We start from the raw sequence: 26,022 nt of genomic DNA, 5'->3' as shown, positions 1-26,022 counted from the left end.
CTATGACCCTTGAACAGCTTGAAGCCGAAGTTCTTGCACTTCCAAAAGATTCTCAAGTGATTTTATTAGCAAGATTACTGGAAAGATTGGGTCAAGAAAGTGGAATAGATCAAGAAATTGCGGCTAGTTGGGCTGAAGAAGCCCAGAAGCGTGATGAAGATATTAACACCAATCAAATTACTGGTATTCCGGCTGAAGAATTGTTTCAACGAGTTCGTGCATCTTTACAATGACAAGAATTGTATTTCATCCATTGGCAGAGCAAGGACTGGTTGATGTCGCAAGTTATTACGAGGAACAAAATCAGGGGCTAGGGCTAACGCACATAATCCAAAACGTGCGTCAACATCCGCGCTGAACCGCAAGCCAGATCACCAACATAATCATTTACTGTAGGTTGCAAAATTCCTACCATTAAATTAATTGTCGCATCAGTCAAAAAGAAGTAAAAACTGCTATTTCTTATGGAGAAGTGATAGAAGAAAATTCTGATGATACACCCTACCCTAGTTATCTAAATATTGAATTTTATAGAAGGTAAGCCGATTCATGTTGTATTTTCCTACGATGAAGCTACAGATACAGGATATGTAGTAACAGCTTATATTCCTGATACTAATATTTGGTTAGATGGTTTTACAACTAGGATACAAAGATGATGAAATGCGTAATTTGTAAGCATGGAGAAACTAAACCTGGTTTAGTAACTGTGACATTAGAAAGAGATGAATGTATTATTGTATTAAAAAAAGTTCCGGCAGAAATTTGTGATAACTGTGGTGAATATTATTTAAGTGATGCAGTTACCGAACAGGTTTTAGAAAAAGCAGAGTCAGCTATTAATAATGGAGCAGAATTAGAGATTATTAGATATGCAGCTTAGTTTTCTTATTGGCGTTTCTGCTTTAGCGATGGGTTTGACTACGCGATCGCTCAAGGTAAGCTTTGTGAAATCTCTCTTTTAGCAGATTGGGCAGATGCAATCAGTTGTTGTTGAGTTTTCTTAAATGATTTATTCCATTTCAATTCATCTTGCAAATCTTCCAGGTACTCTCGGAGATGTTCTGCAACTCTTTCTTGCTCATCTTCAGATAAAGATTCCATCATCTTAATTACAGTAGCGATCGCTGGAGATGACATAATCGAATTTCCCTTATCAACTTTCCCTGTCTATTTTACTAAAAAAACTCAATCAAATCGCCTACTGTAGTACCAATGCTCTAAAGCCGGGAAAATGACTTTCAATTTGTGCGATTATCATTATGGTTATTTCTCCTGTGATGCTTTTTTGCACCAAATTGCTTTTTTCAACAACCACCAAACAGAATCGTGTATTTTTAGCGATAGTTGGGCTACGCGTAGACGCGGAGCGGCTTGTCGTAGACATCGCACCACTAAACTATAATTTTATCGGCTTTATTTAGGTTAAATTTTAGACTTGACTGGGAGTATCGCAACTCACATACTGCACCCCCTAGTGTCAAAAGAGACTGACAAGAGAAGAAACGGGGGATTGCCAATTTAATTAAATCAACCTAACGAGGAAGACGAAATCCCCAAAAAGCTGTTACTTAATAACTAGTGACTTTTTGCCAAACATGATTTTGATAGCAGACTAATTGTGATGAATATAGCTAATTTTCCGTGGCTGACGACGATTATTCTGTTTCCGATAGCCGCGTCGCTACTTCTTCCCATCATCCCTGACAAAGAAGGCAAAACAGTGCGCTGGTACTCCCTCATCGTGGGGCTGATAGATTTTGCACTAATTGTTTATGCTTTTTATACTGGGTATGATTTCTCCAATCCAGATTTGCAGTTGGTGGAAAGTTACCCTTGGGTACCACAATTGGGTTTGAATTGGTCAGTAGGGGCAGATGGCTTATCCATGCCCCTAATTATTTTGACTGGATTCATTACCACGCTGGCGATTTTAGCAGCTTGGCCTGTCACCTTCAAGCCCAAGCTATTTTTCTTCTTGATTTTGGCGATGTATGGCGGTCAAATTGCCGTGTTCGCTGTCCAGGATATGCTGTTATTTTTCCTGGTGTGGGAACTGGAACTAGTACCGATATACTTTCTGCTGTCGATTTGGGGAGGCAAAAGGCGGCAATATGCAGCGACTAAATTCATTTTATACACTGCTGGCGGGTCGCTGTTTATTTTGCTGTCTGCCCTGACAATGGGATTTTACGGCGATACGGTGACGTTTGATATGCGATCGCTCGCCTTAAAAGATTTTGCCCTGAATTTCCAACTTGCCCTCTATGCGGGCTTCCTAATTGCCTACGCCGTCAAGTTGCCGATTATTCCCTTGCACACCTGGCTACCTGATGCCCACGGTGAAGCTACAGCCCCCGTCCACATGTTATTGGCAGGTATTCTCTTGAAAATGGGCGGTTACGCCTTAGTTCGGATGAATGCCCAAATGCTCCCCGATGCCCACGCTTATTTTGCACCAGTGTTAGTGGTTTTGGGGGTAGTTAATATCATCTACGCTGCCTTGACATCCTTTGCCCAGCGCAACCTGAAGCGAAAAATTGCCTACTCCTCAATTTCTCACATGGGCTTTGTGATGATTGGTATTGCCTCCTTCACCGATTTGGGATTGAGTGGGGCAGTATTGCAAATGGTTTCTCACGGGTTAATTGGGGCGAGTTTATTCTTCCTGGTTGGCGCAACTTACGATCGCACCCACACCCTGATGTTGGATGAAATGGGCGGTGTTGCGAAGAGAATGCCGAAGATTTTCGCCATGTTCACCACCTGTTCGATGGCTTCTTTGGCATTGCCAGGGATGAGCGGTTTCGTGGCAGAATTAATGGTATTTGTCGGCTTTGCTACTAGCGATGCTTATAGCTCTACCTTCAAAGTCATTGTGGTGTTTTTGATGGCAGTGGGAGTAATTTTAACTCCGATTTATCTGCTGTCGATGTTGCGCGAAATTTTCTACGGAGAAGAGAACAAGGAATTAGTTTCTCACCAAGCTTTGATAGATGCCGAACCCCGTGAAGTATTTATCATTGCCTGTTTGTTAATTCCAATTATTGGTATTGGTTTCTATCCAAAATTGCTGACTCAAATGTATGACGCGACAACTGTACAATTGACAGCAAGATTGCGTGATTCCGTGCCAACATTAGCACAGCAAAAAGACGAAACACTCAAGGTTTCTTTGAGTGCGCCAGAAATTGGTAATTAAGTTGCGATCGCTACTTTAGTTGAAATATTGATTACTTTGAGGGCGGGTTTTGTACCTGCCCTTTTTGTTACTCACTCGCAATTTTTGATTGGGTAAAGTAAAAAGATTCATTGCTAATTAATTTATTTGCAACCAGTGAAGTAAATCTTCCATAGCAGTAAAATCTAACAAAGCTTCGCCAAGGGTTTCTAATTGATTTAAAGAAAGAGATTGGATACGCTCTTGCAATTCTGGTGATAATTCTCCCACTCGTCTTTGTAGTAACCTTAAAATAAGCCGTTGTTCACCTTCTTGTTTACCTTCTTTTTTTCCGCGCTCGTAGCCGATGCGCTCACCTGTAGTTACATATCTCATAGTTCGTTCCTGCTCAAATTGTTTAAACTCTTCCCAAAACTGATTTTCTAATGCCTTTGGTAATATCATAACCCAATCGATAAATCGATACAGGTTGCGAATATCCTGTTCTTGTAAGCCCAAATCATATAACCTGCGAATTAAGCTAAATTTCCATATTTTGCGTTCTTCGGGTGATGAGCGCGTCTGCTGCGTTTTCAAATGCGCCATAACGACAGTTGCAAATGGATTATTGCTATTTTCTAACTCGTGAAATCGATTTTCATAATCCAAAAGTTTAATACTGCCAAATTCAAAAGTTAAGCGAGTATTGGGATAATTGTAACTGTAATTATTTGGCCGCCATTCGCGGTTTGAATCGCAGAGAATTGCAAGGCTAATTGCTGGTTTATCAAAGCGATCAAATATGCGAAAGTTGTAGGTAAACATCCGCTTAGGAAAGTTATCTTCTTTTTGTGCCTGAATTTAGACATGGATTAATAACCAAAGTTCTTCTCCTTGGATTTGCCAAACTTTGACTAATTGATCGGCATATCGCTTACCCTGTTCTGCTTCACGAGTTATTTGTTGAAATTCTTTATCTAGAAATTCATAAGGACGTTCCCAATCAATTAATGCAGCACTTTCTGGAAAAAAGAAGTGCATTGCTTGAGGAAAATAAGCTTCGATAATTTCTTTCCAAGGGCTATCAAAATCAGCGCGGTCGCTAACATTACTCATGTCATTTGTCATTTACCTAGAGTACCATCAAACTCTGGATAGAGTCGCAACATTTGTACTAGCTAGTTTACTACTTTGAGAAATCGGAATCTCAACCCAAAATTCTGCTCCCTGTCCTGGTTCCGAAATACACCAAATAGCACCGTTGTGTTTTTCTATTACAATCTGAGCGCTAATTGCCAGTCCTAATCCTGTGCCTTTACCCGCGGGTTTTGTGGTAAAGAAAGGGTCAAATAATCGTTGCTTAACTACTTCGGTCATGCCAGGGCCATTATCTGCAATTTGCACAGTTATGCAATCCGTATTGCCTAAATTAGTACGAATTAGAATCTGGCTGGGGTTAGCTTCTATATCTTCAAGAGTTCGCCGACTGTTATAACTATCCAGGGCATCAATGGCATTACTAATGAGATTCATAAACACCTGATTCAGTTGTCCGGCATAGCAATCTACTAAAGGGATATCACCATAAGCTTTTACTATTTCAATTCCGGGATTTACAGACGTTTGTTTGAAGCGATTTTGTAAAATTAGTAGTGTGCTATCAATACCTTCATGAATGTTGACAGGCTTCATATCCGCTTCGTCAAGTCGAGAAAAATTCCGCAAGGATAGAACTATTTCCCGAATGCGATTAGCTCCCATTTTCATTGAAACTAAAATTTTGGGTAAATCCTCAGCCATAAAGTCAAGGTCGATAGCTTCTATATGAGCTTGTACTTCAGGTGTTGAATTAGCATTTGACTTTTGATAGAGTTCTACAAGTTCCAACAAACCCAGGGTATATTCATTTACATGGGTCAAGTTGCCGTAGATAAAGTTAACTGGGTTATTTATTTCGTGAGCTACCCCAGCCACTAATTGACCTAAACTCGACATTTTTTCGGTCTGAATTAGTTGAGCTTGAGTCTGTTTGAGGTTGTGCAAAACTTGGTTGAGTTGTTCTGCGTGAGTAGTTGCAGCAGCAGTAGCAGCGCGACTTTGATTATACAATTGGGCTTGGTCAATGGCGATCGCTAACTGGTCAGCCACACCTTGAATCAGTTCCACTTCATCATCGCTCCAAGGACGCAGCGCTCTACTATGTTCGCAGACAATCACACCCAAACGACCCGACTGAGTTTGAACTGAAACTATCAGTAGAGACTTAAAACCCAATGTCACCAGTAAATTCCGATTCTTGAAATCAAGCCAGGGATCTGTCGCAATGTCATCAAAGCAAAGTAAATTCCCTTGGAGAACAGCCTCACTCAGTGCTTCCACATTCTGGATAGGAGAACAGCCCAAGGGTTCCGGCAAGTCGGTAGCGCAGGCTTGCTGACTCAGTTCAAAACTAGTAGATTCATCTTCTTGATGACACCAAAGGAACTGGCATCGATCGATCTGGAGCAGTTCTCGAACTTCACCCACGACTGTACTCAAAATCGTATTTAGATCCAGCGAGTTGCGAATTTGACTAGATAGACGAGTTTTAAGAATTTTTTCCCGCTCAACTAGCTCTCGCAACTGGGCTTCAGACTGCCTTAACTCTAGCTGGGCCATCTGACGATTGACACTAGCTCTTGCTAGTAGCCAAGAACCAATGCCAATTAATCCTACCAAACCAGCATATAGGAGTAGCAATTGACTCAAAAATCGGTTTGATTTAGTCGTCAACATCTCTGGCGATACCCATGAGACAATTTTCCAATAATAGGATTTGGTATCAGTTTGATTTTGGCTCGGTGCAAAAGCTTGCCCTGCTCCCGTACTAGATTTTTGCCCTTCCAGAAGCGGGTAGACTGTAGTGAAAGTGAACATTCCCTCAGCAGTTAGGAATTGTCCCGATTCTTTTTGAGAAATCTGCTGCCATGCTTGAGGAAAAACTTTGCCAAAAGTGCGGTTTTTGCGATCGGGAAACATAAATCCCCATTCATCCTCAGATTTTGCCCCTTTTAACCAGTAACCATCTGCATTCAGCAGCATTCCCTGGCTAGGGACGTTAGCAAAAGCTTGATTAAAATTATCCAGCAGTTTAGCGCCGAAATAATTTAACACTACAATGCCTCGTTTCTGTCCACGACGATCAAAAACAGGAGTGCCAAAGCGGATCATTGGTTTGAATGGTTGTTCAATCTTACCTTGGTCAATATTGAGGTCAAGGGGAGAGACAAACACTTCTCCTTGGTTAAGTCGCAAAGTGTCATTAAACCAGTAACGCTTTGCTTGCACTTGCAGTTTTTCTTCGGGGACAATCCCTGGTTCACCCTTTTTAAAGTTGACTCTGACAACTTCTTTACCCGATCGATCCAAAAAGCGAATTTGGTCGTAAAGTTTTTTATATTGAGAAAACGATAATAATTCTCTGGAAAGTGCCTGTTTTTCTCCATCCACTCCTTCTAAAATTTTCTGTAGCTCGTTTTCTTTAGAGATGACAATCAAATCTGAAACAGTCGAGTGAAAGTCTCCGCTAATTACTTTTTTTTGTAAATCTACCTTGCCAAGTTCATTCGTTTTTAATACAACTTTCTCAGTTTGTACCTGTTGGTAATAAATAGTCCCTACAACACTCCCAACGAAGGCTGATAATGGCAAAAAAATGGTTAGAAAGTGTCTGATTAAAATTCGTGAATGGATCTGTAATGACATATCTGATACTTAAGTACGATTCAAAAATCGGGCTAAAAATCAGCTAAGTTCCAGCTACGCCATATTTTCGGAGTCAAGGTTGAGAAAAGACTTTTTCTCCTGGTAGGTATAGGTAATCAGCCCAGCTACCAAATTCACCTTGAAATTGAATACTCTGCGACTTCTGGAATGTTCTAGTTGAACAATATTCCACCCTTTTTTGCTATTGTGGGTTAGACACTCTCGTAGTCAGTACCGAAAAATTACCTAATTCAAAAAGTACACTTGCAATTACTTATCAATACTGAGAATGAAGAAAAAGCGATGTCTACGATGGGCTATGATGCTCGTTCGCGCCAGCGTGCCGTACCGATAAGACTCGCTAACGCTTCTCTATGAGACGCTGTTCGCGTTCGCTATCGGCATCGCTAAAAATGGTTCTTTATTCTGGCGCTGCGATCGCATATCCATAGATTACTTACAATCTATCTAAAATAAGATTTGGCAAAACCGCTCATGTTAAACTACAATCCACTGCATTGTTTGCCATCTTCCGAAGAGCTACCCGACTCAAATGATACCCCTGTGGATAATGAAGTCCAAAATTTAATTCCTGGCTTGTTGAAAACCACACTGGCTTTAGTTTGGTGCGATCGTTGGGATTGGTTTTTTGGTGTTGACATGGGTATTTATTATCACCCAGACAAACCAGCCGTTGTCCCTGATGGGTTTCTCAGCTTAGGAGTTAAACGCTTCATTGATGAGGACTTACGTCTAAGTTATGTGCTGTGGGAAGAAAAGAAGCCACCAATTTTAGCAATAGAAGTTGTTTCTCAAATATATCGGGAAGAATATAGCACCAAGAAAAAATTCTATGCCAAAGAGCTAGAAATTTTGTACTACGTTGTATATAGTCCACTTCGACGCAAAAACACACCTTTGGAGGTGTATCACCTAGTTGATGGGGAATATATCTTAATATCAGGAAATCCTGTTTGGCTACCAGAAATTGGTTTAGGAATTGGGCGAGAACGGGGAATTTATCAAGGTATTGTGCGGGAATGGCTGTACTGGTATGACGAGGAAGGGCAAAGATTGCTAACACCAGAAGAACGCATCCGGGAAGCCGAAGAACGCACAGCTTTTGAAGAACAGCGACGTGTGCAAGCAGAACAAAAAGTGAAAATGTTAGCGGAAAAGTTGAAGGCGCTTGGTGTCGATCCAGAAACTTTGTCGTAGATTCACCAAATATCGGAATTTTCGTTGCCTTAATGTTAATTTGCTGGCTGGCTAGGGAATTATATCTATAAAGTAACTAATAGCTTGACGATACAAATCGTGAAGGCTGGTTGCTCAGTAAATATATTTACCAAAACCGGCATCAAAATATGGAAGTTAAATTAGGATTTGGATCAGTTCCAAAACCTCAATATGTTTTTGTCAGCAAAGAATCCGATCGCTGCTGGTATATGCTCTCTGACGATACAAAACAAATCCCAATTTATGAGAGAGCTTTGACCGGAGTAATTACAGGGATAGAAGTTAATAAAAAAGTAGAAACTTCACATGGAGAAACAGAAAAAACTGATTTACATATTCTGGCAGACAAACCTTATGTTATCCGCTCAGGAAGTGAATCTTATTTTTCTAAAAGTTTGTTGCTTGCACTTGATGCCCTGACTTCTGAACAATTGCATCAACCCCTTACGATCGCAGTCAGTCCTGGAGAGAAAACAATTGTGTTTTGTACAATTTATAATCCGGTAACTTATCGGTCTGTAGATTTTAGCTGGGATGGACATAAGGAATTAGCTTGGCAAGCTTTAGGGCAAAAAGTTAGTTTAAAAATTAATAGAATTCAAAATTTAAATCAAGAGACAATCCAAATATCTGCGAATACAACTGCATCAGAGATTAATGCAGTTTTGAAAGCTCAAAGTGACACACATTTAGCCCAATTAAATTGGACTCCAGAGCAGGGAAGGGAGTATTTACAGCAAAAATATGGCAAGCGATCGCGCCTACAACTCACTGATACAGAAATTCTGGACTTTATTGATTATCTGAAGTTACAATTAACCTCAAATTGCTCAAATAGCCATCCAATTTAGCCCAAATCTTCTTCGGTAAGTCCAGCATCTTTCATAATGCTTTTCAAAGTTCCAATCGGTAAATCTTCATTACTATGAACTGGAATGGAAAGTATCAGATCGCAACCTTATTTTGCGTAAATGTGATGACTGCCAGTAATCCGTTTCAATTCCCAACCTTGCCGTTCCAAAATTTTACAAAGTGCTTTACCTGAAACCGCTTTCATAGCGATATTTCAACCAACTCTTTTTCAGGAGAAAGTTCTTCTCGTTCGCTAGCAACTTGCAACCAACCTTGAATTGCATATTGCAGCATCTCTAATAGACATCTCCAGAAATTAAATATGCGTTACCCAGAACCCCTGTAGAGACGTAGCAGTTTTACGTCAAAACAATTCTTTTTCGGAGATGTCTAATAGATGTTCGTAGCGGAATGTGCGTTAATGCACAAATGGCACAAACTAGCAGCCTTCATATTAATTACCACTTTATTTTATATGAGCGATGGTAACACCAGTACCACCATCTGCTTGTTCTGCTGCTTCGTAGTTGTTCACTCTGGGATGTTGTTGCAAAAAGGTGTGAACTCCTTGGCGCAGCTTACCAGTACCGTAACCATGAATAATCCAGACTGGGCCTGTAGCTTCCGAGATGGCTTTATCTAAAATGTATTCAGCATCAGCCACCCGTTTACCACGCAAATCGATGGTATTTTGGGAAGTCCGAATCTCTAGGACACTCTGCGGTGGTGGGGTTACTGGTGCTGGGGCTGGTTTGGCTTTAACGACTGGTTCGGGTTTTTGACCATCTAGAGATTCTACGTCTTGCAACTTCACCGTCATCTTCATTAGCCCAAAGCGAACGCTTAATTCCCCATCTTCATTAGGGGCGGCGATCACATCCGCTATCTGTCCGAGTTTAGGAACGCGGATGCGATCGCCGACTTTCGGCATAAACCCAGCTTTTGGTTTTGCTGGCGTTGCTGGCTGATATTGCTGACCAATCTGATTTAAAGCATTGGTGGCTTGCTGGGCCTCTTGGGCTGTAGGCGTACCTTTTTGCAAGCGGCGGATAACTTGGGCAATTTCACCTTTTGCTTGGGCGATCGCTTGTTGGACTGCTATTTCCTGTGAAGCCCGCAAACTGCTTTCCCTTTCTTCCAAACCTGCGGCTTTTGCGGATACTTCTTTGTATAAACGTTCCGTTTGCTGCAACAAAACTTGGGCTTCGGCTGCTTTGGTTTCCTGGCGGCGGCGTTGGGCTTCTAACCCAGCAATGACCTGGTTAACTTCATCTGTGGCCTCTCCTACTTGGGTTTTTGCCTGTTGTACCACTTCTGGTTTTAATCCCAAGCGTAGGGCAATGGTTAGGGCATTAGAACGTCCGGGGATGCCCCACAGCAGACGATAAGTAGGCGAGAGAGTACTTTCGTCAAATTCAACAGAGGCATTTTCAAACCGCTCATCTTCGTATTTCAGGGCTTTTAGTTCGCCGAAGTGAGTGGTGGCGATGGTTAGCTGGGCATGGTTAGCGAGATATTGCAACAAGGCGATCGCTAAGGCACTACCTTCCACTGGATCGGTTCCTGCGCCGACTTCATCGAGTAAGACTAGGGATTGGGGATTGGGGATTGGGGATTGGGGATTAGGAATTTCCTTTTCCTCAGTTCCAAGTCCCAAGTCCCCAGTCCCCAGTCCCAATTCCCCATCACCTAATGCTTCTAAAATCCGACTAATCCGACGGATGTGCCCAGAGAATGTGGATAAACTTTGCTGTAAGGATTGTTCATCGCCAATATCTGCCAGTACTTGCTCAAACCAAGGTATTTCCACTGGTTCGCGGGCGGGGACAAATAAACCCACTTTAGCCATCAATGCTGCTAACCCTAGAGTTTTTAAGGTTACAGTTTTACCGCCAGTATTTGGGCCGGTAATTGTTACTACCCGAATTAGCGGGTCGATCAGCAAATCTACAGGAACTACTGGTTGCCCTTGTTCGTGCTGTTGTTGCCACACTAACAGAGGATGCCGTAAGTTCCGCAAGGTAATGGTTTCACTGTCTTCACGCTGAATAAATCGCGGGGGATTTGCTCCTAGCCAGTAACTATATCTCGATCTAGCGGTTGCCAAATCTAAAGTTGTGGCGATCGCTAACAATCTCTCTAAATCTGGTTTGACTGCGGCGATTTGTTCGGTCAAAATACGGCGAACCGCTTCTTCTTCGGCTTGCTCTCTGCGGATGATTTGCCGCAGTTGGTTGCCTAGAGGGACTACGGAATTCGGTTCTACGTATAGCGTTGCACCACTGGTAGAGGTATCGTGAACAATACCGGGAATGGCATCTTTTTGCGGTGCTTTTACGGGAATGACAAAGCGATCGCTCCGTTGGGTAATTAGCTGTTCTTGAACTGCCCCAGATTTTGCCTGTAAGATATTTTGCAGCTTTTGGGTAATTTGGGTGCGTAATCGCCGCAAATCCGTACGAATTTCTCCCAGTTTTTGACTCGCGCGGTCAGTTACCTGGGCTCGTTCATCAATACATCGGTGAATTTCTTGTTCTAGTTCTGGATAAGTCCGCAAATCGGCAACCAACTCAGTGAGTATCGGCAAATCTTCCTGATTGTCAATGACACGGCGCAAACTTCTAGCGCCAGCGAGGGTGGTGGCGATCGCTAGCAGTTCATCGCCAGACAAAACTCCGCTACGTTCCGCCCGTTCTAAGGAATCGCCAATATCTTGAATTCCCTCAAATGACAGTCCCGTAGTCAGGCGACTTTCCAGTTGGTAGACTTCTTTGGTTTGCTCTAACAACTGTTCGCTTTGGGTCTGAGAATTGGGTATTTTCAGATGACGCGCAGCTGTCGCCCCCAGCTTAGTTGCCGCGAAGGTGGCAAGGTGCTGGCAAAGGCGATGCCATTCTAATAATTCTAAGGTTTCAGATTGGATCAAGGTTTCAACATCTAATCTGAAATTATCGTAACAATTCTAGCTCCCAGATGGCTAAATCTTAAAAGAGAAAATTTTGCTTTAGTCAAATCAGTCAGTTAGTGCGTGGTAATAACTGGCACACCAAGTTATCTTTCGTTAGAAACTACGCCAACATCAAGTATCATCGAAAACAATACAGAAACTAATTTAAGCAGCAACTATTTCCTTCACCAAAACGTAAGGCTGAACGATGAGAGTATTAAATCGTTTACTGCGCTCAAGATTCCATTCTCCCACTTGTACTGTCGTGGGTTTGGTAATTAATTGCTCATCAATCCACTGCTCCACTGATGGAATATCATCACTGGCGATCGCTACTCCAACATCCACCAAATTTAACTCCGGTGTCACTAAAATTACTGCATCTCGTTGTACATGAGGAATTAGCCACTCCCACTCTGCCTCATCCAAAATTTCTGTTAATTCCGCTCTTAAATCCGACATTACTTCCCAATGTTTATTTGTAGATGGCTATTTTTACATTATTCACTAGTTCTCGGTTCCTGACAAATGACAAATGACTAAACTTCAGATTTCATTTCATCAATTTCAAATAAAGACACAATTACTCCAGCGATGGGAATAGATATAAAAACACCTAATAATCCTGCTACTCTAGCGCCTACTAGCAAAGCAAAAAATATTACCACAGGATTAAGATTCAGCGCACCTTGCATAATTCGGGGCGCAATCAAATTGTCTTGTATCTGCTGGAGAACAATACAGGCTATCAATACTTTCACTGCTAACCAAACACCTTGAGATAAGACAAACAGAGTTACTGTGCTTACTCCTAATGTCGCTCCTATACCAGGAATAAGGGATTTCCAAGTAAAAAAATATTCCGTCGCAGAGGGACAAGGGGGACAAGGGAGACAAGGGAGACAAGGAAGAAAGAAGTCTAGTTGAGTAGACAAATTGAATAATTTATTTTTTGGAGTTACCTAATATCAACGACTCCGACTATTCTTGATAATATCAAAGCAAAAGGTACTTTTAATATGAAGAAAACCAAGAAGGTTGAAATAGTAAGAAATGCACTTAATAATAGCTGACCTCTAAAAAATCCTAAGAAAGACCGTCTGATTATCCTTGTAAATTTATTGCGACGTTGTTTTGGTACTATTTTTAAAATAAAATTCCACAATTTATCTCCATCTAATAGCATGAAGAAAGCCACAACGGCAATCAATACAAAAGTGACAAAATTGGTCATAAACCCTTGTAAAATAGCCAAACTAGTCACAAGAGTTGATACAGCTTGATTCCGCAATTGTTCTTCAATAAAACTTAAATCTATCTGTAAATTACGCCCCCGTAAAAATGCTTCTAGTCCTTCTAATAAAGGTACTAAAGAATTTAAAAAGGCAGTGATACTATTAATTAATTGTTGTCCTTGAGATAAAACTGTTAAGCTCACAGTAATTATCAAACCGCCTATAATCACAATACTGAGCAAAAATACGACACCAACTGCTAAATTGTGGGGCAAAAAACGCCGCAGCCCTTGTACAGGATAGCTGAGTAAAAAAGCGAAAATTGCCGCAAATGTAAAAATCACAATGACCGCTTCAAAGTAAGCTAAAAGCTCTACAATTGCCCAGCCAGAAGCAACTAAAAGCAAAAAGCGGACTAGCGCCAGATTGTTTAATCGCTCCCAAAAATTCTTGGCTTCAAAGCCGCTCATAATGCTGTTTAAGGTGAAATTGACGGTATATTTGCCTAGCATTTGCATTTAAGCAGAAAGTCTGACTTTATTGCTAGAGCGGGTTGAGCTTAAACATACAGAGACTCAAAGGCGATCGCTACCTCCCTAAAGCATATACAGCAGTTTTCTTTTGTATGAAGTACAAGGTTACTGGTTTGGAGGTAGGAAGCAGGAGCTAGAAACTATTTATACCCGATTCATAGTGCTGCATTTTATCCCTTATTTACTTGTAAACTGCTGGATCTGAGCGTGTCTAACTCATCTTCCTAAATCATGCATCTCGTTAATTACCGTGGCACACTTTTGTGTCAACCCTTCCAATTCTTCTTTATTAGTGGAACTGGGAGCATCAATCAAGTTACCAATTCTCACGGTTATGGGAACTGCACGAGGCCGGGATGAGCCTTTTTGTAAAATCTTCTCAGTACCCCAGACACTTACCGGTAATATTGGGGCTTTTGCTTTCGCCGCCAGTAACAATGCGCCTCTTTTGGGGTCTGTAATTCGACCATCTGGGGTGCGAGTACCTTCTAAAAAAACACCAACAGCCCAACCTGTATTGAGATATTCTAAAGCGGAACGGATGGCATTGCGATCGGCATTTCCTCGACTCACCGGGTAAGCACCGTACAATTTAATCGCTTGCGCCAAAACGGGGATATTAAATAACTCTTCTTTCGCCATATACGCCACTGGACGACGTACACAATTAGAGACAATGGGCGGGTCAAAGTAACTAGCGTGATTACTCACTACCACTAGCGGCCCTGATTTGGGGACATTTTCCGCACCATAAATCTGGCCCCGAAAGTAAGAGTGAAGTATGGGGCTGACGACTGACCATTTAAAGGCGTGGTAAAGTGCCAGACTGATAAACGGTTCGCGGTTTTTGTCCACAGAAGATAATGCAAATCAAACTGAATTTAGCATACGCGATCGCCAGTCTCAGATCAAATGTCAGAAAGCTGTAGAAATGAATTGCTTTACCTATCTGGGAATACTAAATTTGGAAATCTTTAGCATTTAGCAGCATGGTTAGTACTTTAGTTACTATTCCCGGATATCACGTTAGTGAAGAATTATACAATGGTTCTCGAACCCTAGTTTATCGAGGGTATCGAGAAGCTGACCAAAAACCTGTAGTCATTAAACTGCTGAAGAATCCTTATCCGAGTTTCACTGAACTGGTACAGTTTCGCAATCAGTACACCATTGCCAAAAATCTTAACTCACCTCTAATCATCCAAACCTATAGCCTAGAACCCTATCAAAATGGCTATGCACTGGTGATGGAAGACTTTGGAGGGATTTCTCTAAAAAAATATTTCACCCATGACCAGACGCAATATATCGCATCTCTATATGATTTTTTAGTTCTAGCGATCGCACTATGCAATACCTTAGATATACTCTACCGGGAGCGGATTATTCATAAAGACATCAAACCCGCCAATATTTTAATTAATCCCGAAACCAAACAAGTTAAATTAATTGACTTTAGTATTGCATCTTTATTGCCAAGGGAAACTCAAACACTGATAAATCCCAATGTATTAGAAGGGACACTTGCTTATATTTCTCCAGAACAAACTGGCAGAATGAATCGGGGGATTGATTACCGCACTGACTTCTATTCTTTGGGTGTCACTTTTTACGAATTACTCACTGGAGTTTTACCGTTCCAGTCAAACGATCCAATGGAGTTGGTACATTGTCATATTGCGAAAATACCTGCGGTATTGGGGAACAGGGAACAGGGAGCAGGGAACAGAGAAGAGATTCCCGAGGTGATTTCAGAGATTGTGATGAAATTGATGGCTAAAAATGCTGAAGATCGCTATCAAAGTGCATTAGGAATTAAATTTGATTTAGAAAATTGTTTAACTCAACTCCAAGAAACGGGTTCGATTGAAAGCTTTAAAATTGCCCAACGGGATGTGTGCGATCGCTTCATTATCCCAGATAAACTTTATGGAAGAGGAGCCGAAGTAGAAACCCTACTCCAAGCATTTGAAAGAGTTAGCCTTGGCGCAACAGAAATGATGTTGGTGGCTGGTTTTTCGGGGATTGGGAAAACTGCGGTTGTCAACGAAGTGCATAAACCAATTGTACGGCAACGCGGTTATTTTATTAAAGGGAAATATGACCAATTCAATCGCAATATTCCCTTCTCTGCTTTTGTGCAAGCCTTCCGCGATTTAATGGGGCAGTTGCTCAGTGAAAGCGATCGCGAATTACACATCTGGAAAACTCAGATTATTCAGGCTCTAGGTGACAATGGGCAAGTAATTATTGAAGTGATTCCCGAATTAGAATGGATCGTTGGCAAGCAACCACCTGCTACAGAATTATCAGGAACGGCAGCACAAAATAGATTTAATTTACTGTTCCAAAAATTTATTCAAGTCTTCACAACAAAAGAACATCCCTTAGTGATGTTTTTGGATGATTTACAGTGGGCTGATTCTGCATCACTCAACTTGATGCAGCTTTTGATGAATGAGTCTGAAAGTCTCTATTTATTAACGATCGGGGCTTACCGAGATAATGAAGTTTCATCGGCGCATCCCTTAATGTTGACCTTAGATGCTGTAGCCAAAGCTAACGCCACCATCAATACCATTACCTTACGTCCCCTCAGTCAGGGGAGCTTAAACCAGCTAGTCGCTCACACCCTCAACTGCAATATCTTAACCGCTCAATCCTTGACAGAACTGATTGCCCTGAAAACAAAAGGCAATCCCTTTTTTGCTACCCAGTTTCTTAAAGCATTGTATCAAGATGGATTGATTCAGTTTGATCTCAACGTGGGACATTGGCAGTGCGATCTGGCAAAGATTCGCACTGTTGCTATGTCCGATGATGTCGTGGAATTTATGGCATCACAGTTACAAAAACTGCCGAATTATACCCAAGATATTCTCAAATTAGCCGCTTGTATTGGCGCACAGTTTGATTTGAAGACTTTGGCGATCGTTTCCGAACAATCTGAATCTGATGCCGCCGTTGCCCTCTGGAAAGCCTTACAGGAAGGACTAATCCTCCCCCAAAGTGAAGTTTATAAGTTCTATGTGGGCGAACTGGATACCACCCAAAACACACAGCAGGTCAGCCTAAATTATAAGTTCCTCCACGATCGCGTCCAGCAAGCGGCCTATTCTCTCATTCCTAACGATCGGAAACAGTTTACTCATCATCTTATTGGAAACTTGTTCCTAGAGAATCTCTCACAGGCAGATCAAGAACAGCAGCTTTTTGAAATTGTTGGCCATCTTAATATCGGTAGTTCATTCATTGTTAATCCCTCGAAACGTGAAGAACTTGCACAATTAAATTTGACCGCAGGAAATAAAGCAAGAAACTCTACTGCTTATGAAGCTGCCTCTAACTACTTTGCTACTGGTATTGATTTATTAGCTACAGATTTTTGGAAGAAGCAGTATCAGCTATCACTGGAATTGTTTCTACAAAGAGCAGAAGCTGAAACTATTTCAGGCCATTTTGAATCAGCATCTCATTTAATTGAAACAATTCTTGATGAAACGGATAACTTAGTCGATCGATGTGCAGCCTACGAGCTAAAGATGCGAATGAATATTGTCTGTGGAGAACCTCAGATAGCAATCGATGTAGCCTTAGTTGCCATAAACCTATTAGGCATTAAATTAGAATACGAACCTCTTACCAATGTTGATTTTGATCAACTATTGAACTTACCGGAGATGAGCGATCCCGCAAAGCTCAAAGGAATGGAAATTCTAGTTGCGGTCTGTCCTGCTGCCTATACCACCCAACCCGAATTAATGTTGCCAGTAACCCTTACCATGCTCAAACTATGCAATCAGCATGGTAATTCACCGATTGCGGCCTTTGGCTACGGTTTGTATGGTGTCTTACTCTGTGGGTTTATGGGTAATATTGAATTGGGTTACAAATTTGGTCAGCTTTCGCTCAAAATCCTTGAGAAATACAATGCTCATTTCCTGAAAAGTAAGGTATATCAACTCTTCTATGCACATGTATGTGCCTGGAAAGAGCCAGTTTCCGCAACCATTGATGGTTTGCTAGAGTCCGTTCAAAGCGGATTAGACACTGGGGATGTAGAATATGCCCTGTACGGCTTGAAAGATTACTGCATTTATTATTTTCTAACAGGTGCATTTCTTGATGATGTCGATGAGATATACAAAAAATATAAAAATCTCAGCCGCAACATTGAGCATGTACATAATGAAATTGCAATTTGGCAACAAATAGGATTAAACCTAAAAGATTTCTCTGATGGAGATGTACTGATTAGTCTTGAAAATTTCAATGAGGAAGATACATTTCAGTACTTGAAAGAGAAGCAACAAAATATAGTTTTGTTTGCTGCTTACTTTGCCAAATGTAAACTTTACTACTTCAAAGGTAATTACGCGAAAGCCATTGAGAATGCAAACAAAGCGAAGACTTACATTGGCTTTGTAACTGGTAAAATCTATACCACAGTTCATAACTTTTATTTCTCGCTGGCATTATTAGGACTTGCCCAAACATTAGAACCAGCACAACGCTCGCTATATCTCAATCAAGTCGAGGAGAATCAAAATCAATTGCAAGTCTGGGCTAATCATGCCCCAATGAATATTATTCACAAATTTCATCTCGTCAAAGCTGAAATTTGCCGAGTTCTGGGAGATTACAAGGAAACGATCGAACACTACGATCGCGCCATATCTGGAGCCAAAGCCAACGAATATATCCAAGAAGAAGCCTTAGCTAACGAACTAGCAGCTAAATTCTATCTTGACTGGGGTAAAGAGAAAGTCGCCGCCAGCTATATGCAGGAAGCTTATTACTGCTATTGCCGTTGGGGAGCTAAAGCCAAAACTGATGATTTAGAAACTCGTTATCCCTCATTGCTTTGCCCGATTTTGCAGCAGTCCGATCCCTCGGAGACAATGTTAAGCACACTAACCACGCTCGCATCTCGCGCCTATTCACTTCACTCCAACACCCGCAAAAGTTCTAGCAGTTCCAGCATCAATACAACCCTCGATTTTGCTGCCATTCTTAAAGCCTCCCAAGCACTTTCGCGGGTGATTCAGTTAGAGGATCTGCTCCACCAACTTACCCAAATTATTCTGCAAAATTCGGGTGGCGATCGCTGTGCGTTAATCTTACCCAATGAGAATGAAGTTTGGGAAGTGCGGGCGATCGCCACACCCAGCGCCACTGAACTGTACTCCGAACCCCTGGAAAACAACCCCAATCTCCCTGTCAAACTGATTCAATATGTCAAAAACACTCACGAAGTCGTGGTGATTGACGATTTAGAAACCGATTTACCCGTAATTGAGGATTATTTGAGACTACAGCAGCCGAAAAGTGTGCTGTGTTTACCGATTCTCAATCAAGGACATTTGGTTGGTATTTTGTATCTCAAGAATCGCTTAACCAGTGGTGTGTTTACCAGCGATCGCATCATTATTCTCGACTTTCTCTGCACCCAAGTGGCGATTTCTCTAGAAAATGCCCGACTTTACAATCAAGTCCAGCAGACCCTTGCCAACCTGCAACAAGCCCAGTTAAAAATTGTCCAAAGTGAAAAAATGTCGGCGCTAGGTAACTTAGTCGCTGGGGTAGCGCACGAAATCAACAATCCCGTTGGCTGTATTATTGGCAATGTTGATGCTGTCCAAAATTCCATCAATGACCTATTTGGGTTGATTGACCTCTACAACGATAAATTCCCCCAACCTGGGACTGAGATTGAAGAGGAATTAGAGACAATCGACCTGGAATATTTACGAGATGATTTACCCAAGTTAATCAGAGCCATGAAAGATGGTGGCGATCGCATCAAGTCTATTAGCAAGAGTCTTCGTACTTTTTCGCGTGCCGATAGCGACCAAAAACAAACCTTCAACCTCCACGAAGGGATTGATAGCACCATCTTGATTTTACGCCATCGCCTCAAGGCTTCGGAGACTCGTCCAGCCATTGAAGTTGTCACCAACTATGGTAATTTACCTCCCGTAGAATGCTTTCCTGGGCAACTAAATCAGGTATTTATGAATATTTTGGCTAATGCTATTGATGCCTTGGATGAATCTAATCAGGGACGCAGTTTTGAGAAAATTAAAACCAATCCTAACCGAATTACAATTCAAACATCGGTAGAAAATAAAAGCGTAAAAATTGCCATTATGGATAATGGTAAGGGAATGAACGAAGAAATAAAACAAAAGATTTTTGACCATTTATTTACTACGAAAGCTGTCGGAATAGGGACGGGATTAGGATTAGCGATCGCTCGGCAAATAGTTGAAGAAACTCACGGCGGAAAATTGAGCTTTAACTCAGTTCTGGGTCAGGGTACAGAATTTGTAATTGAAATTCCGGTATAATTATTTTTGGCTCTTTTTGGTAAAAGAATTCAGGTATCTGGGAATACTAAATCTGAAAGTCTTAAAGATTTAGTAGTATGCTTCACACTATTGTCAGTATTCCCGGATATCGGATCGGTGAAGAACTCTACAACGGTTCTAGAACCTTAGTTTATCGAGGGTATCGAGAAGCTGACTCATTACCCGTAGTGATTAAACTGCTGAAAAATCCATATCCCAGTTTTAGCGAACTCTTGCAGTTTCGCAATCAATACACCATTGCCAAAAATCTTAACTCACCCTTAATTATCCAAACCTATAGCCTCCAACCGGATCAAAATGGCTATGTCTTGGTGATGGAAGACTTTGGGGGGATTTCTCTCAAAGATTATTTTGCTGCTGACCAGACGCGATATATCGCGTCTCTAGAAGAGTTTTTACAGATAGCGATCGCACTTTGCAACACCTTAGATATACTCTACCGCGATTGCATTATTCATAAAGATATTAAACCCGCGAATATTTTAATTAATCCAGAAACCAAACAAGTTAAATTAATTGACTTTAGTATTGCATCCCTCCTACCACGAGAAACTCAAACACTCATCAGTCCTAATATGTTACAAGGGACACTTAGTTATATTTCTCCTGAACAAACAGGAAGAATGAATCGCGGGATTGATTACCGCACTGACTTCTATTCTTTGGGTATAACTTTCTATGAATTACTTACAGGAGAGTTACCCTTTCAATCAAATGATGTGATGGAGTTAGTGCATTGTCATATTGCTAAAGCAGCACCCAATTTAAGGGAAATGGGGAAAGGGGGAAAGAAAAGAGAGATTCCCCAAGTTCTTTGCGATCTTGTCAGCAAATTAATGGCTAAAAATCCTGAAGACCGCTATCAAAATGCATTAGGAATTAAATTTGATTTAGAAAATTGTTTAACTCAACTTCAAGAAACTGGTAAGATTGAGAACTTTAAAATTGCCCAAAGGGATGTGTGCGATCGCTTTATTATTCCCGATAAACTTTATGGACGAGGAACCGAAGTATCAACCCTACTTCAAGCATTTGAAAGAGTTAGTCTTGGTGCAACTGAAATAATGCTGGTAGCTGGTTTTTCAGGTATTGGTAAAACTGCGGTGGTGAACGAAGTTCATAAACCTATTGTTCGGCAACGCGGTTATTTTATCAAAGGCAAATATGACCAATTTCAGCGAAATATTCCCTTCTCGGCATTTGTGCAAGCATTCCGGGATTTAATGGCACAATTATTAACAGAAAGCGATACTCAGATCCAGCAATTTAAAACCAAAATTTTAGAGGCTGTCGGTGATAATGGACAAGTAATTATAGAAGTCATCCCCGAATTAGAAAGAATTATTGGTCAACAACCACCTACTACAGAATTATCAGGAACTGCGGCACGAAATCGATTTAATTTATTATTTCAAAAGTTTACCCAAGTCTTTGCTACTGAGGCGCATCCATTAGTGATGTTTTTAGATGACTTGCAATGGGCTGATTCGGCATCACTGATGTTAATGCAGTTATTGATGGCTGATACAGGTTATCTCTTTTTAATTGGTGCTTATCGTGATAACGAAATCAACCCAACACATCCGCTAATCTTGGCTTTGAATGATATCCAAAAAACACAAGCCATTATTAATACGATTACTTTAGCGCCGCTAAGTCAAGTCCAAGTGAATCAATTAGTGGCTAACACACTTAAATGTGGAGAAAGTTCGGCATTACCTATTTCTCTACTGATATCTCAAAAGACTGAAGGCAATCCGTTTTTTGCTATCCAGTTTCTTAAGGCATTACATCAAGATGGGTTCATTAAATTCATCCCTCCAACCTTCCCTTCTCAAGGGAAAACTACGGGAAATTGGCAATGCGATCTGACGCAAATAAATCAGCAAGCAATTACAGATAATGTTGTTCATTTCATGGCATTTCAATTGCGAAATTTGCCTCAATCAACTCAATATTTGTTGCAATTGGCTGCTTGTATTGGCAATCAATTTGATTTAGCAACTTTGGCGATTGTTTCAGAACAATCAGAAATTGAAACGGCTGCTAATTTATGGAAATCTTTGCAAGAAGGGTTGATTTTACCTATTAGTGATATTTATAAGTTTTATCAGGGAGAAGATTGGGATAAATGGGCGCTGTCAAATGAAAATACCAATAAAAAATTAGCTAAGTATACATTTTTACATGATAGAGTGCAACAAGCTGCCTATTCTCTAATCCCCCATCGTCAAAAACAAGCAACTCATCTCAAAATTGGCGAATTACTTCTACAAAATTCCTCTCAAATACAACAAGAGGAAAAACTGTTTGATATTGTTGGGCATTTAAATTTAGGGCAAGAGTTAATTACTCAATCAAGCGATCGCCTTGCATTAGCTAAACTGAATTTGCAAGCGGGAGTGAAGGCGAGAAACTCTACAGCTTACGCAGCCGCGAGGGTTTATTTACAAACGGGAATTAAGCTACTTGAGACAAACTGCTGGCAAGATCGGTATGAATTGACTTTGAATCTGTATGTTGCAGCTGTGGAAGTTGCCTATTTGAATGGTGACTTTGAAGGGATGGAACAGCTAGCAGCCTTGGTATTGCAGCAGGCGCAGACAATTTTCGACAAAGTGAAAATTTACGAAATTCAAATCACGGTACAAACGGCTCGCAGCCAAATGTTAAAAGCGATCGCTGTGGGAAGAGAAGCACTGAGTCAATTAGGAGTGGATCTCCCGAATGCAACCGATGAAGCTCAAGTCGCCAAAGTTCTACAAGATATTGCAAGCCTTCAAAGCGGCAACGATCTGTCTGCCTTAGTTAATTTACCCACCATGAGCGATCGCACCGCCCAAGCCGCAATGCAACTATTAGGAATCTTGTTTCCACCAGCGATCCAAGGAATGCCGGGGTTACTGCCCCTCTTAGGGGCAACGATGGTGAAGCTATCACTCCAGTTTGGGAATGCACCCATCTCAATGGTCGGATATGCGATTCATGGAATGGTGCTATGTGCATTTTACGGCGAAGTTGAAACAGGCTATGAGTTTGGTAAATTAGCCCTCTCGCTGCTGGAACAATTGAACGATCAAACAAGAAAGTCATTCACTCTCAACCTGTTTGGGGCTTTCATCCAACATCGCCAGGAAGCACTAAGAGCAGCGATACCGATGCTCAAAGATGGCTACATAGCTGGCGTGGAAACAGGCGATTTTCTCAACGCTGGCTACAACATAGTAGCTTCCATGAATAGTTCGCTTTTCGCAGGTGTAGACCTAAACATTTTGGCATCCGAATTGGCTGCTTACAATAGTGCCCTAACTCAGATGAAACAAGATTCGGCGCATATTCATTTGAACATAACGGGGCAAGTGGTGCAGCATTTGAGGGAAACGGTGAGCCAACCAGATTGCTTAATTGGCATTGCCTACAATGAAACATTAATGCTGCCGAAGCACCGACAGGATAACGATCTCACGCCTATTGCCATTGCCTACATCTACAAACTGATGCTTGCCTACTACTTTGGCAACGATCGCGCTGGCCTCGACTACATCACCCAAGTGAAGTCCTATTTGACGGCAGTATCGGGATTGGTTTTTATTCCCATTTTCCATTTTTATGCCGCACTAACGCACTTGTCACTTATTCTCAACCAGTCAGAATTGCAGCAAGCCGAAATGCTTACTGTTGTGGTCACTCATCAAAGTATTGTGCATCAATCGGCACAAAACGCGCCCATGAATTATCTGCATAAATGGCATTTAATTGAGGCTGAAAAACAACGAGTGTTGGGCAATAAAGCAGAAGCACTTGAACATTACGATCGCGCCATCTCCCTCGCCAAAGAAAACGGTTACATCCAAGAAGAAGCCATTAGCAACGAGCTAGCAGCCAAATTTTACCTAGACTGGGGCAAAGAAAAAGTTGCTCAAGTATATATGCAGCAAGCATATTACTGTTACGCTCACTGGGGTGCAAAAGCCAAAGTGGAAGATTTAGAAAAACGCTATCCTCAGCTACTGCAACCCATTCTGCAACAGCAAGGAATCAATCTCAACCCTTCAGAAACTATTGCTTTTCGTAGAACTTCTTCTTCCACTCCCACTTCTAGCGCTGGTAGCACCAGTATTTCCGATGCTCTAGATTTTACCTCAGTTCTCAAAGCGGCTCAAGCTCTTTCCAGTTCTCTAGAATTAAATCAACTCATTACTAACCTCAACCGCATTATTTTAGAAAACTCTGGCGCGAAAAAATCTGCACTAATTCTTCCCCAAGATGATACTTGGCAAGTACGAGCAATTACCTTTATTGAGGATGAGGAAATACAAACTATCCTAAAATCGCAATTACTAGACAACTGTCAAGATATTCCTGTAAATATTATCCATTACGTCAAAAATACCAAGCAAACAGTTGTTATAGACAATTGTCAAACAGATATTCCTGGGGTAATTGGGGAATATATGCACTCCTCACAACCCCAGAGTGTGTTATGTACCCCGATTATTAATCAAGGGCATTTGGTGGGGATTGTTTACCTAGAAAATCAACTGACTCAAGGAGTATTTACTAGCGATCGCCTTTCTGTTTTAAATCTCCTCTGCACTCAAGCGGCGATTTCTTTGGAAAATGCCCAATTATATAATCATCTCCAGGAGCGAGGAAAGTTCCTCAGTAGTATTTACGAAGGTGTCGGCTGTCTTATCTTTGTAACTGATATCCGGGATAATGGTAGGTATGAGTACACAGGATGGAGTAAATCGTGCGAATTAGCGGTTGGTATCTCGGCTTCCCAAGTGCTGGGTAAAACTCCGCAAGAAGTAATCGGTTCTGATGAAGGTGCAGCAGTCGAGCAAAAATATCTGCATTGTTTCCAAACCGGAATACCCGTCACCTATGAAGAATGTCTAACATTTAATGACCAGAAAATTTGGTGGTTAACCACACTCAATCCATTAAAAGATGAGACGGGCAAAGTTTATCGCGTAGTTGGGACAACTATTAATATTAGCGATCGCAAACAAGCTGAAGCAGTGGTAACAGGAAAATCTCAAGCACTCGGAATAGCCTTAGAAGATTTACAACAAGCACAATTAAAAATTATTCAAAGTGAGAAAATGTCTGCATTGGGTAATTTAGTTGCTGGGGTAGCGCATGAAATGAATAATCCTTTGGGCTTTATTTCTGCTAGTCTCAAACAAAGTAAACCCAGCATTGCTGATATTGTTGAACACTTAAAACTATATCAGTTAAGTCTCCCAAATCCTGGCGAACAAATTATCGCTCATGCTGAAGAAATAGACTTAAATTATACCTTAGAAGACTTACCAAAAATTATTGATTCAATGGTGATGGCGTGCGATCGCCTCAAAAATATCAGCACTAGTTTAAGAACTTTTTCCCGTGGTGACAAAGATTACAAAGTTGCATTTAATATCCACGAAGGTATCGAAAGTACAATTTTAATTCTTAAACATCGCCTTAAAGAAAACGAACTACGCCCAGCAATTGAAGTTATAAGCGAATATGGAAAATTGCCCAAAATAGAATGCTTTCCGGGGCAATTAAATCAGGTATTTATGAATATTCTTGCCAATGCTATTGATGCCCTAGAAGAGTCAAATACTGGGCTGAGTTTTGATGAGATTAAGTCTAATCCTAACCGAATTACAATTAAAACCTCCCTGGAAAATCAAGGCGTGAAAATTTCTATTGCTGATAATGGCAAGGGAATGAATGAAGAAGTGAAACAAAAGATTTTTGACCACTTATTTACGACAAAAGCTGTAGGGAAAGGTACGGGATTAGGGTTGGCGATCGCGCGTCAAATTGTCACAGAGAAACATGGAGGAGCAATCGAGGTAGATTCTAAACCAGGCGAAGGTACTGAATTTGCAATCCAGCTACCGATTTAGCATATCCACGCGAACTTTCTGGAAATATTCAGCCT

Annotated in this window: 13 protein-coding genes and 4 pseudogenes; 8 read left to right on the top strand and 9 right to left on the bottom strand. The window is 41.2% G+C overall.

Annotated elements, in window-relative coordinates; all coding sequences use genetic code 11:
* Positions 1 to 2: 2 nt before the first annotated feature.
* From CDG79_RS00245 to CDG79_RS00235, 3 genes are all read left to right on the top strand, one after another.
* On the top strand, positions 3 to 233 hold the full coding sequence (locus CDG79_RS00245; RefSeq protein ID WP_094339618.1) for an addiction module protein: 231 nt from the start codon (positions 3 to 5) through the stop codon (positions 231 to 233).
* Between the two features lie 239 nt (positions 234 to 472).
* Positions 473 to 541 carry a hypothetical protein gene (locus tag CDG79_RS45330; protein WP_442945210.1) on the top strand — a complete coding sequence of 23 codons (69 nt, stop codon included), beginning with the start codon at positions 473 to 475 and terminating at the stop codon, positions 539 to 541.
* Between the two features lie 114 nt (positions 542 to 655).
* Complete coding sequence (locus CDG79_RS00235; RefSeq protein ID WP_223277960.1) at positions 656 to 883, top strand: type II toxin-antitoxin system MqsA family antitoxin; 228 nt, start codon at positions 656 to 658, stop codon at positions 881 to 883.
* Between the two features lie 50 nt (positions 884 to 933).
* On the opposite strand, the gene CDG79_RS00230 is transcribed toward CDG79_RS00235, so the two are convergent.
* Positions 934 to 1,140, bottom strand: a complete 207-nt coding sequence (locus CDG79_RS00230) for a hypothetical protein (protein ID WP_094339616.1) — start codon at positions 1,138 to 1,140, stop codon at positions 934 to 936.
* 484 nt (positions 1,141 to 1,624) lie between these two features.
* On the opposite strand from CDG79_RS00230, the gene CDG79_RS00225 reads away from it, so the two are divergent.
* Complete coding sequence (locus CDG79_RS00225; protein WP_094339615.1) at positions 1,625 to 3,202, top strand: NAD(P)H-quinone oxidoreductase subunit 4; 1,578 nt, start codon at positions 1,625 to 1,627, stop codon at positions 3,200 to 3,202.
* A gap of 117 nt (positions 3,203 to 3,319) precedes the next feature.
* Here CDG79_RS00225 and CDG79_RS00220 read toward each other — a convergent pair.
* Together CDG79_RS00220 and CDG79_RS00215 are read right to left on the bottom strand one after the other, a co-directional pair.
* Positions 3,320 to 4,276 (bottom strand): annotated as a pseudogene (locus tag CDG79_RS00220) (DUF4351 domain-containing protein).
* Positions 4,277 to 4,303: 27 nt separating this feature from the next.
* Positions 4,304 to 6,904 (bottom strand): ATP-binding protein, encoded by a 2,601-nt coding sequence (locus CDG79_RS00215; RefSeq protein ID WP_094339614.1) that lies wholly within the window; start codon positions 6,902 to 6,904, stop codon positions 4,304 to 4,306.
* A 495-nt stretch (positions 6,905 to 7,399) separates the two neighbouring features.
* On the opposite strand from CDG79_RS00215, the gene CDG79_RS00210 reads away from it, so the two are divergent.
* Positions 7,400 to 8,122 carry a Uma2 family endonuclease gene (locus CDG79_RS00210; RefSeq protein ID WP_094339613.1) on the top strand — a complete coding sequence of 241 codons (723 nt, stop codon included), beginning with the start codon at positions 7,400 to 7,402 and terminating at the stop codon, positions 8,120 to 8,122.
* 149 nt (positions 8,123 to 8,271) lie between these two features.
* On the top strand, positions 8,272 to 8,994 hold the full coding sequence (locus CDG79_RS00205) for a hypothetical protein (protein ID WP_094339612.1): 723 nt from the start codon (positions 8,272 to 8,274) through the stop codon (positions 8,992 to 8,994).
* On the opposite strand, the pseudogene CDG79_RS00200 reads toward CDG79_RS00205, so the two are convergent.
* The 6 genes and pseudogenes from CDG79_RS00200 to CDG79_RS00175 form a co-directional block, all read right to left on the bottom strand.
* A pseudogene (locus CDG79_RS00200) lies at positions 8,991 to 9,200 on the bottom strand (type II toxin-antitoxin system HicA family toxin). The gene CDG79_RS00205 and the pseudogene CDG79_RS00200 sit on opposite strands and share 4 nt — an antisense overlap.
* Positions 9,201 to 9,461: 261 nt before the next feature.
* Positions 9,462 to 11,921, bottom strand: coding sequence for an endonuclease MutS2 (locus CDG79_RS00195; protein WP_094339611.1), 2,460 nt, complete (start codon positions 11,919 to 11,921; stop codon positions 9,462 to 9,464).
* A 186-nt stretch (positions 11,922 to 12,107) separates the two neighbouring features.
* Positions 12,108 to 12,404, bottom strand: coding sequence for a DUF2288 domain-containing protein (locus tag CDG79_RS00190; protein WP_094339610.1), 297 nt, complete (start codon positions 12,402 to 12,404; stop codon positions 12,108 to 12,110).
* Between the two features lie 77 nt (positions 12,405 to 12,481).
* A pseudogene (locus tag CDG79_RS00185) lies at positions 12,482 to 12,778 on the bottom strand (AI-2E family transporter); the annotation flags it as partial.
* A gap of 128 nt (positions 12,779 to 12,906) precedes the next feature.
* A pseudogene (locus CDG79_RS00180) lies at positions 12,907 to 13,647 on the bottom strand (AI-2E family transporter); the annotation flags it as partial.
* A gap of 279 nt (positions 13,648 to 13,926) precedes the next feature.
* Positions 13,927 to 14,565, bottom strand: a complete 639-nt coding sequence (locus CDG79_RS00175) for a lysophospholipid acyltransferase family protein (protein ID WP_094339609.1) — start codon at positions 14,563 to 14,565, stop codon at positions 13,927 to 13,929.
* 134 nt (positions 14,566 to 14,699) lie between these two features.
* Between CDG79_RS00175 and CDG79_RS00170 the strand changes: the two genes are divergently transcribed.
* Positions 14,700 to 20,060, top strand: a complete 5,361-nt coding sequence (locus CDG79_RS00170; RefSeq protein WP_094339608.1) for a trifunctional serine/threonine-protein kinase/ATP-binding protein/sensor histidine kinase — start codon at positions 14,700 to 14,702, stop codon at positions 20,058 to 20,060.
* A 77-nt stretch (positions 20,061 to 20,137) separates the two neighbouring features.
* Positions 20,138 to 25,987, top strand: coding sequence for an AAA family ATPase (locus CDG79_RS00165; protein ID WP_094339607.1), 5,850 nt, complete (start codon positions 20,138 to 20,140; stop codon positions 25,985 to 25,987).
* Positions 25,988 to 26,022 lie beyond the last annotated feature (35 nt).

Source organism: Nostoc sp. 'Peltigera membranacea cyanobiont' 232 (genome assembly GCF_002245985.1).
Lineage (GTDB): Bacteria > Cyanobacteriota > Cyanobacteriia > Cyanobacteriales > Nostocaceae > Nostoc.
The sequence above is the reverse complement of the archived record's forward strand: the minus strand, read 5'-3'. Positions and strand labels throughout refer to the sequence as shown.

What these genes read in the sequence shown, in the direction of transcription:
- CDG79_RS00165 (WP_094339607.1), top strand. Translation starts at nt 20,138, where the DNA reads ATGCTTCACACTATTGTCAGTATTCCCGGATATCGGATCGGTGAAGAA.
- CDG79_RS00230 (WP_094339616.1), bottom strand. Translation starts at nt 1,140, where the DNA reads ATGTCATCTCCAGCGATCGCTACTGTAATTAAGATGATGGAATCTTTA.
- CDG79_RS00210 (WP_094339613.1), top strand. Translation starts at nt 7,400, where the DNA reads ATGTTAAACTACAATCCACTGCATTGTTTGCCATCTTCCGAAGAGCTA.
- CDG79_RS00245 (WP_094339618.1), top strand. Translation starts at nt 3, where the DNA reads ATGACCCTTGAACAGCTTGAAGCCGAAGTTCTTGCACTTCCAAAAGAT.
- CDG79_RS00205 (WP_094339612.1), top strand. Translation starts at nt 8,272, where the DNA reads ATGGAAGTTAAATTAGGATTTGGATCAGTTCCAAAACCTCAATATGTT.
- CDG79_RS00215 (WP_094339614.1), bottom strand. Translation starts at nt 6,904, where the DNA reads ATGTCATTACAGATCCATTCACGAATTTTAATCAGACACTTTCTAACC.
- CDG79_RS00170 (WP_094339608.1), top strand. Translation starts at nt 14,700, where the DNA reads ATGGTTAGTACTTTAGTTACTATTCCCGGATATCACGTTAGTGAAGAA.
- CDG79_RS00235 (WP_223277960.1), top strand. Translation starts at nt 656, where the DNA reads ATGATGAAATGCGTAATTTGTAAGCATGGAGAAACTAAACCTGGTTTA.
- CDG79_RS00190 (WP_094339610.1), bottom strand. Translation starts at nt 12,404, where the DNA reads ATGTCGGATTTAAGAGCGGAATTAACAGAAATTTTGGATGAGGCAGAG.
- CDG79_RS00225 (WP_094339615.1), top strand. Translation starts at nt 1,625, where the DNA reads ATGAATATAGCTAATTTTCCGTGGCTGACGACGATTATTCTGTTTCCG.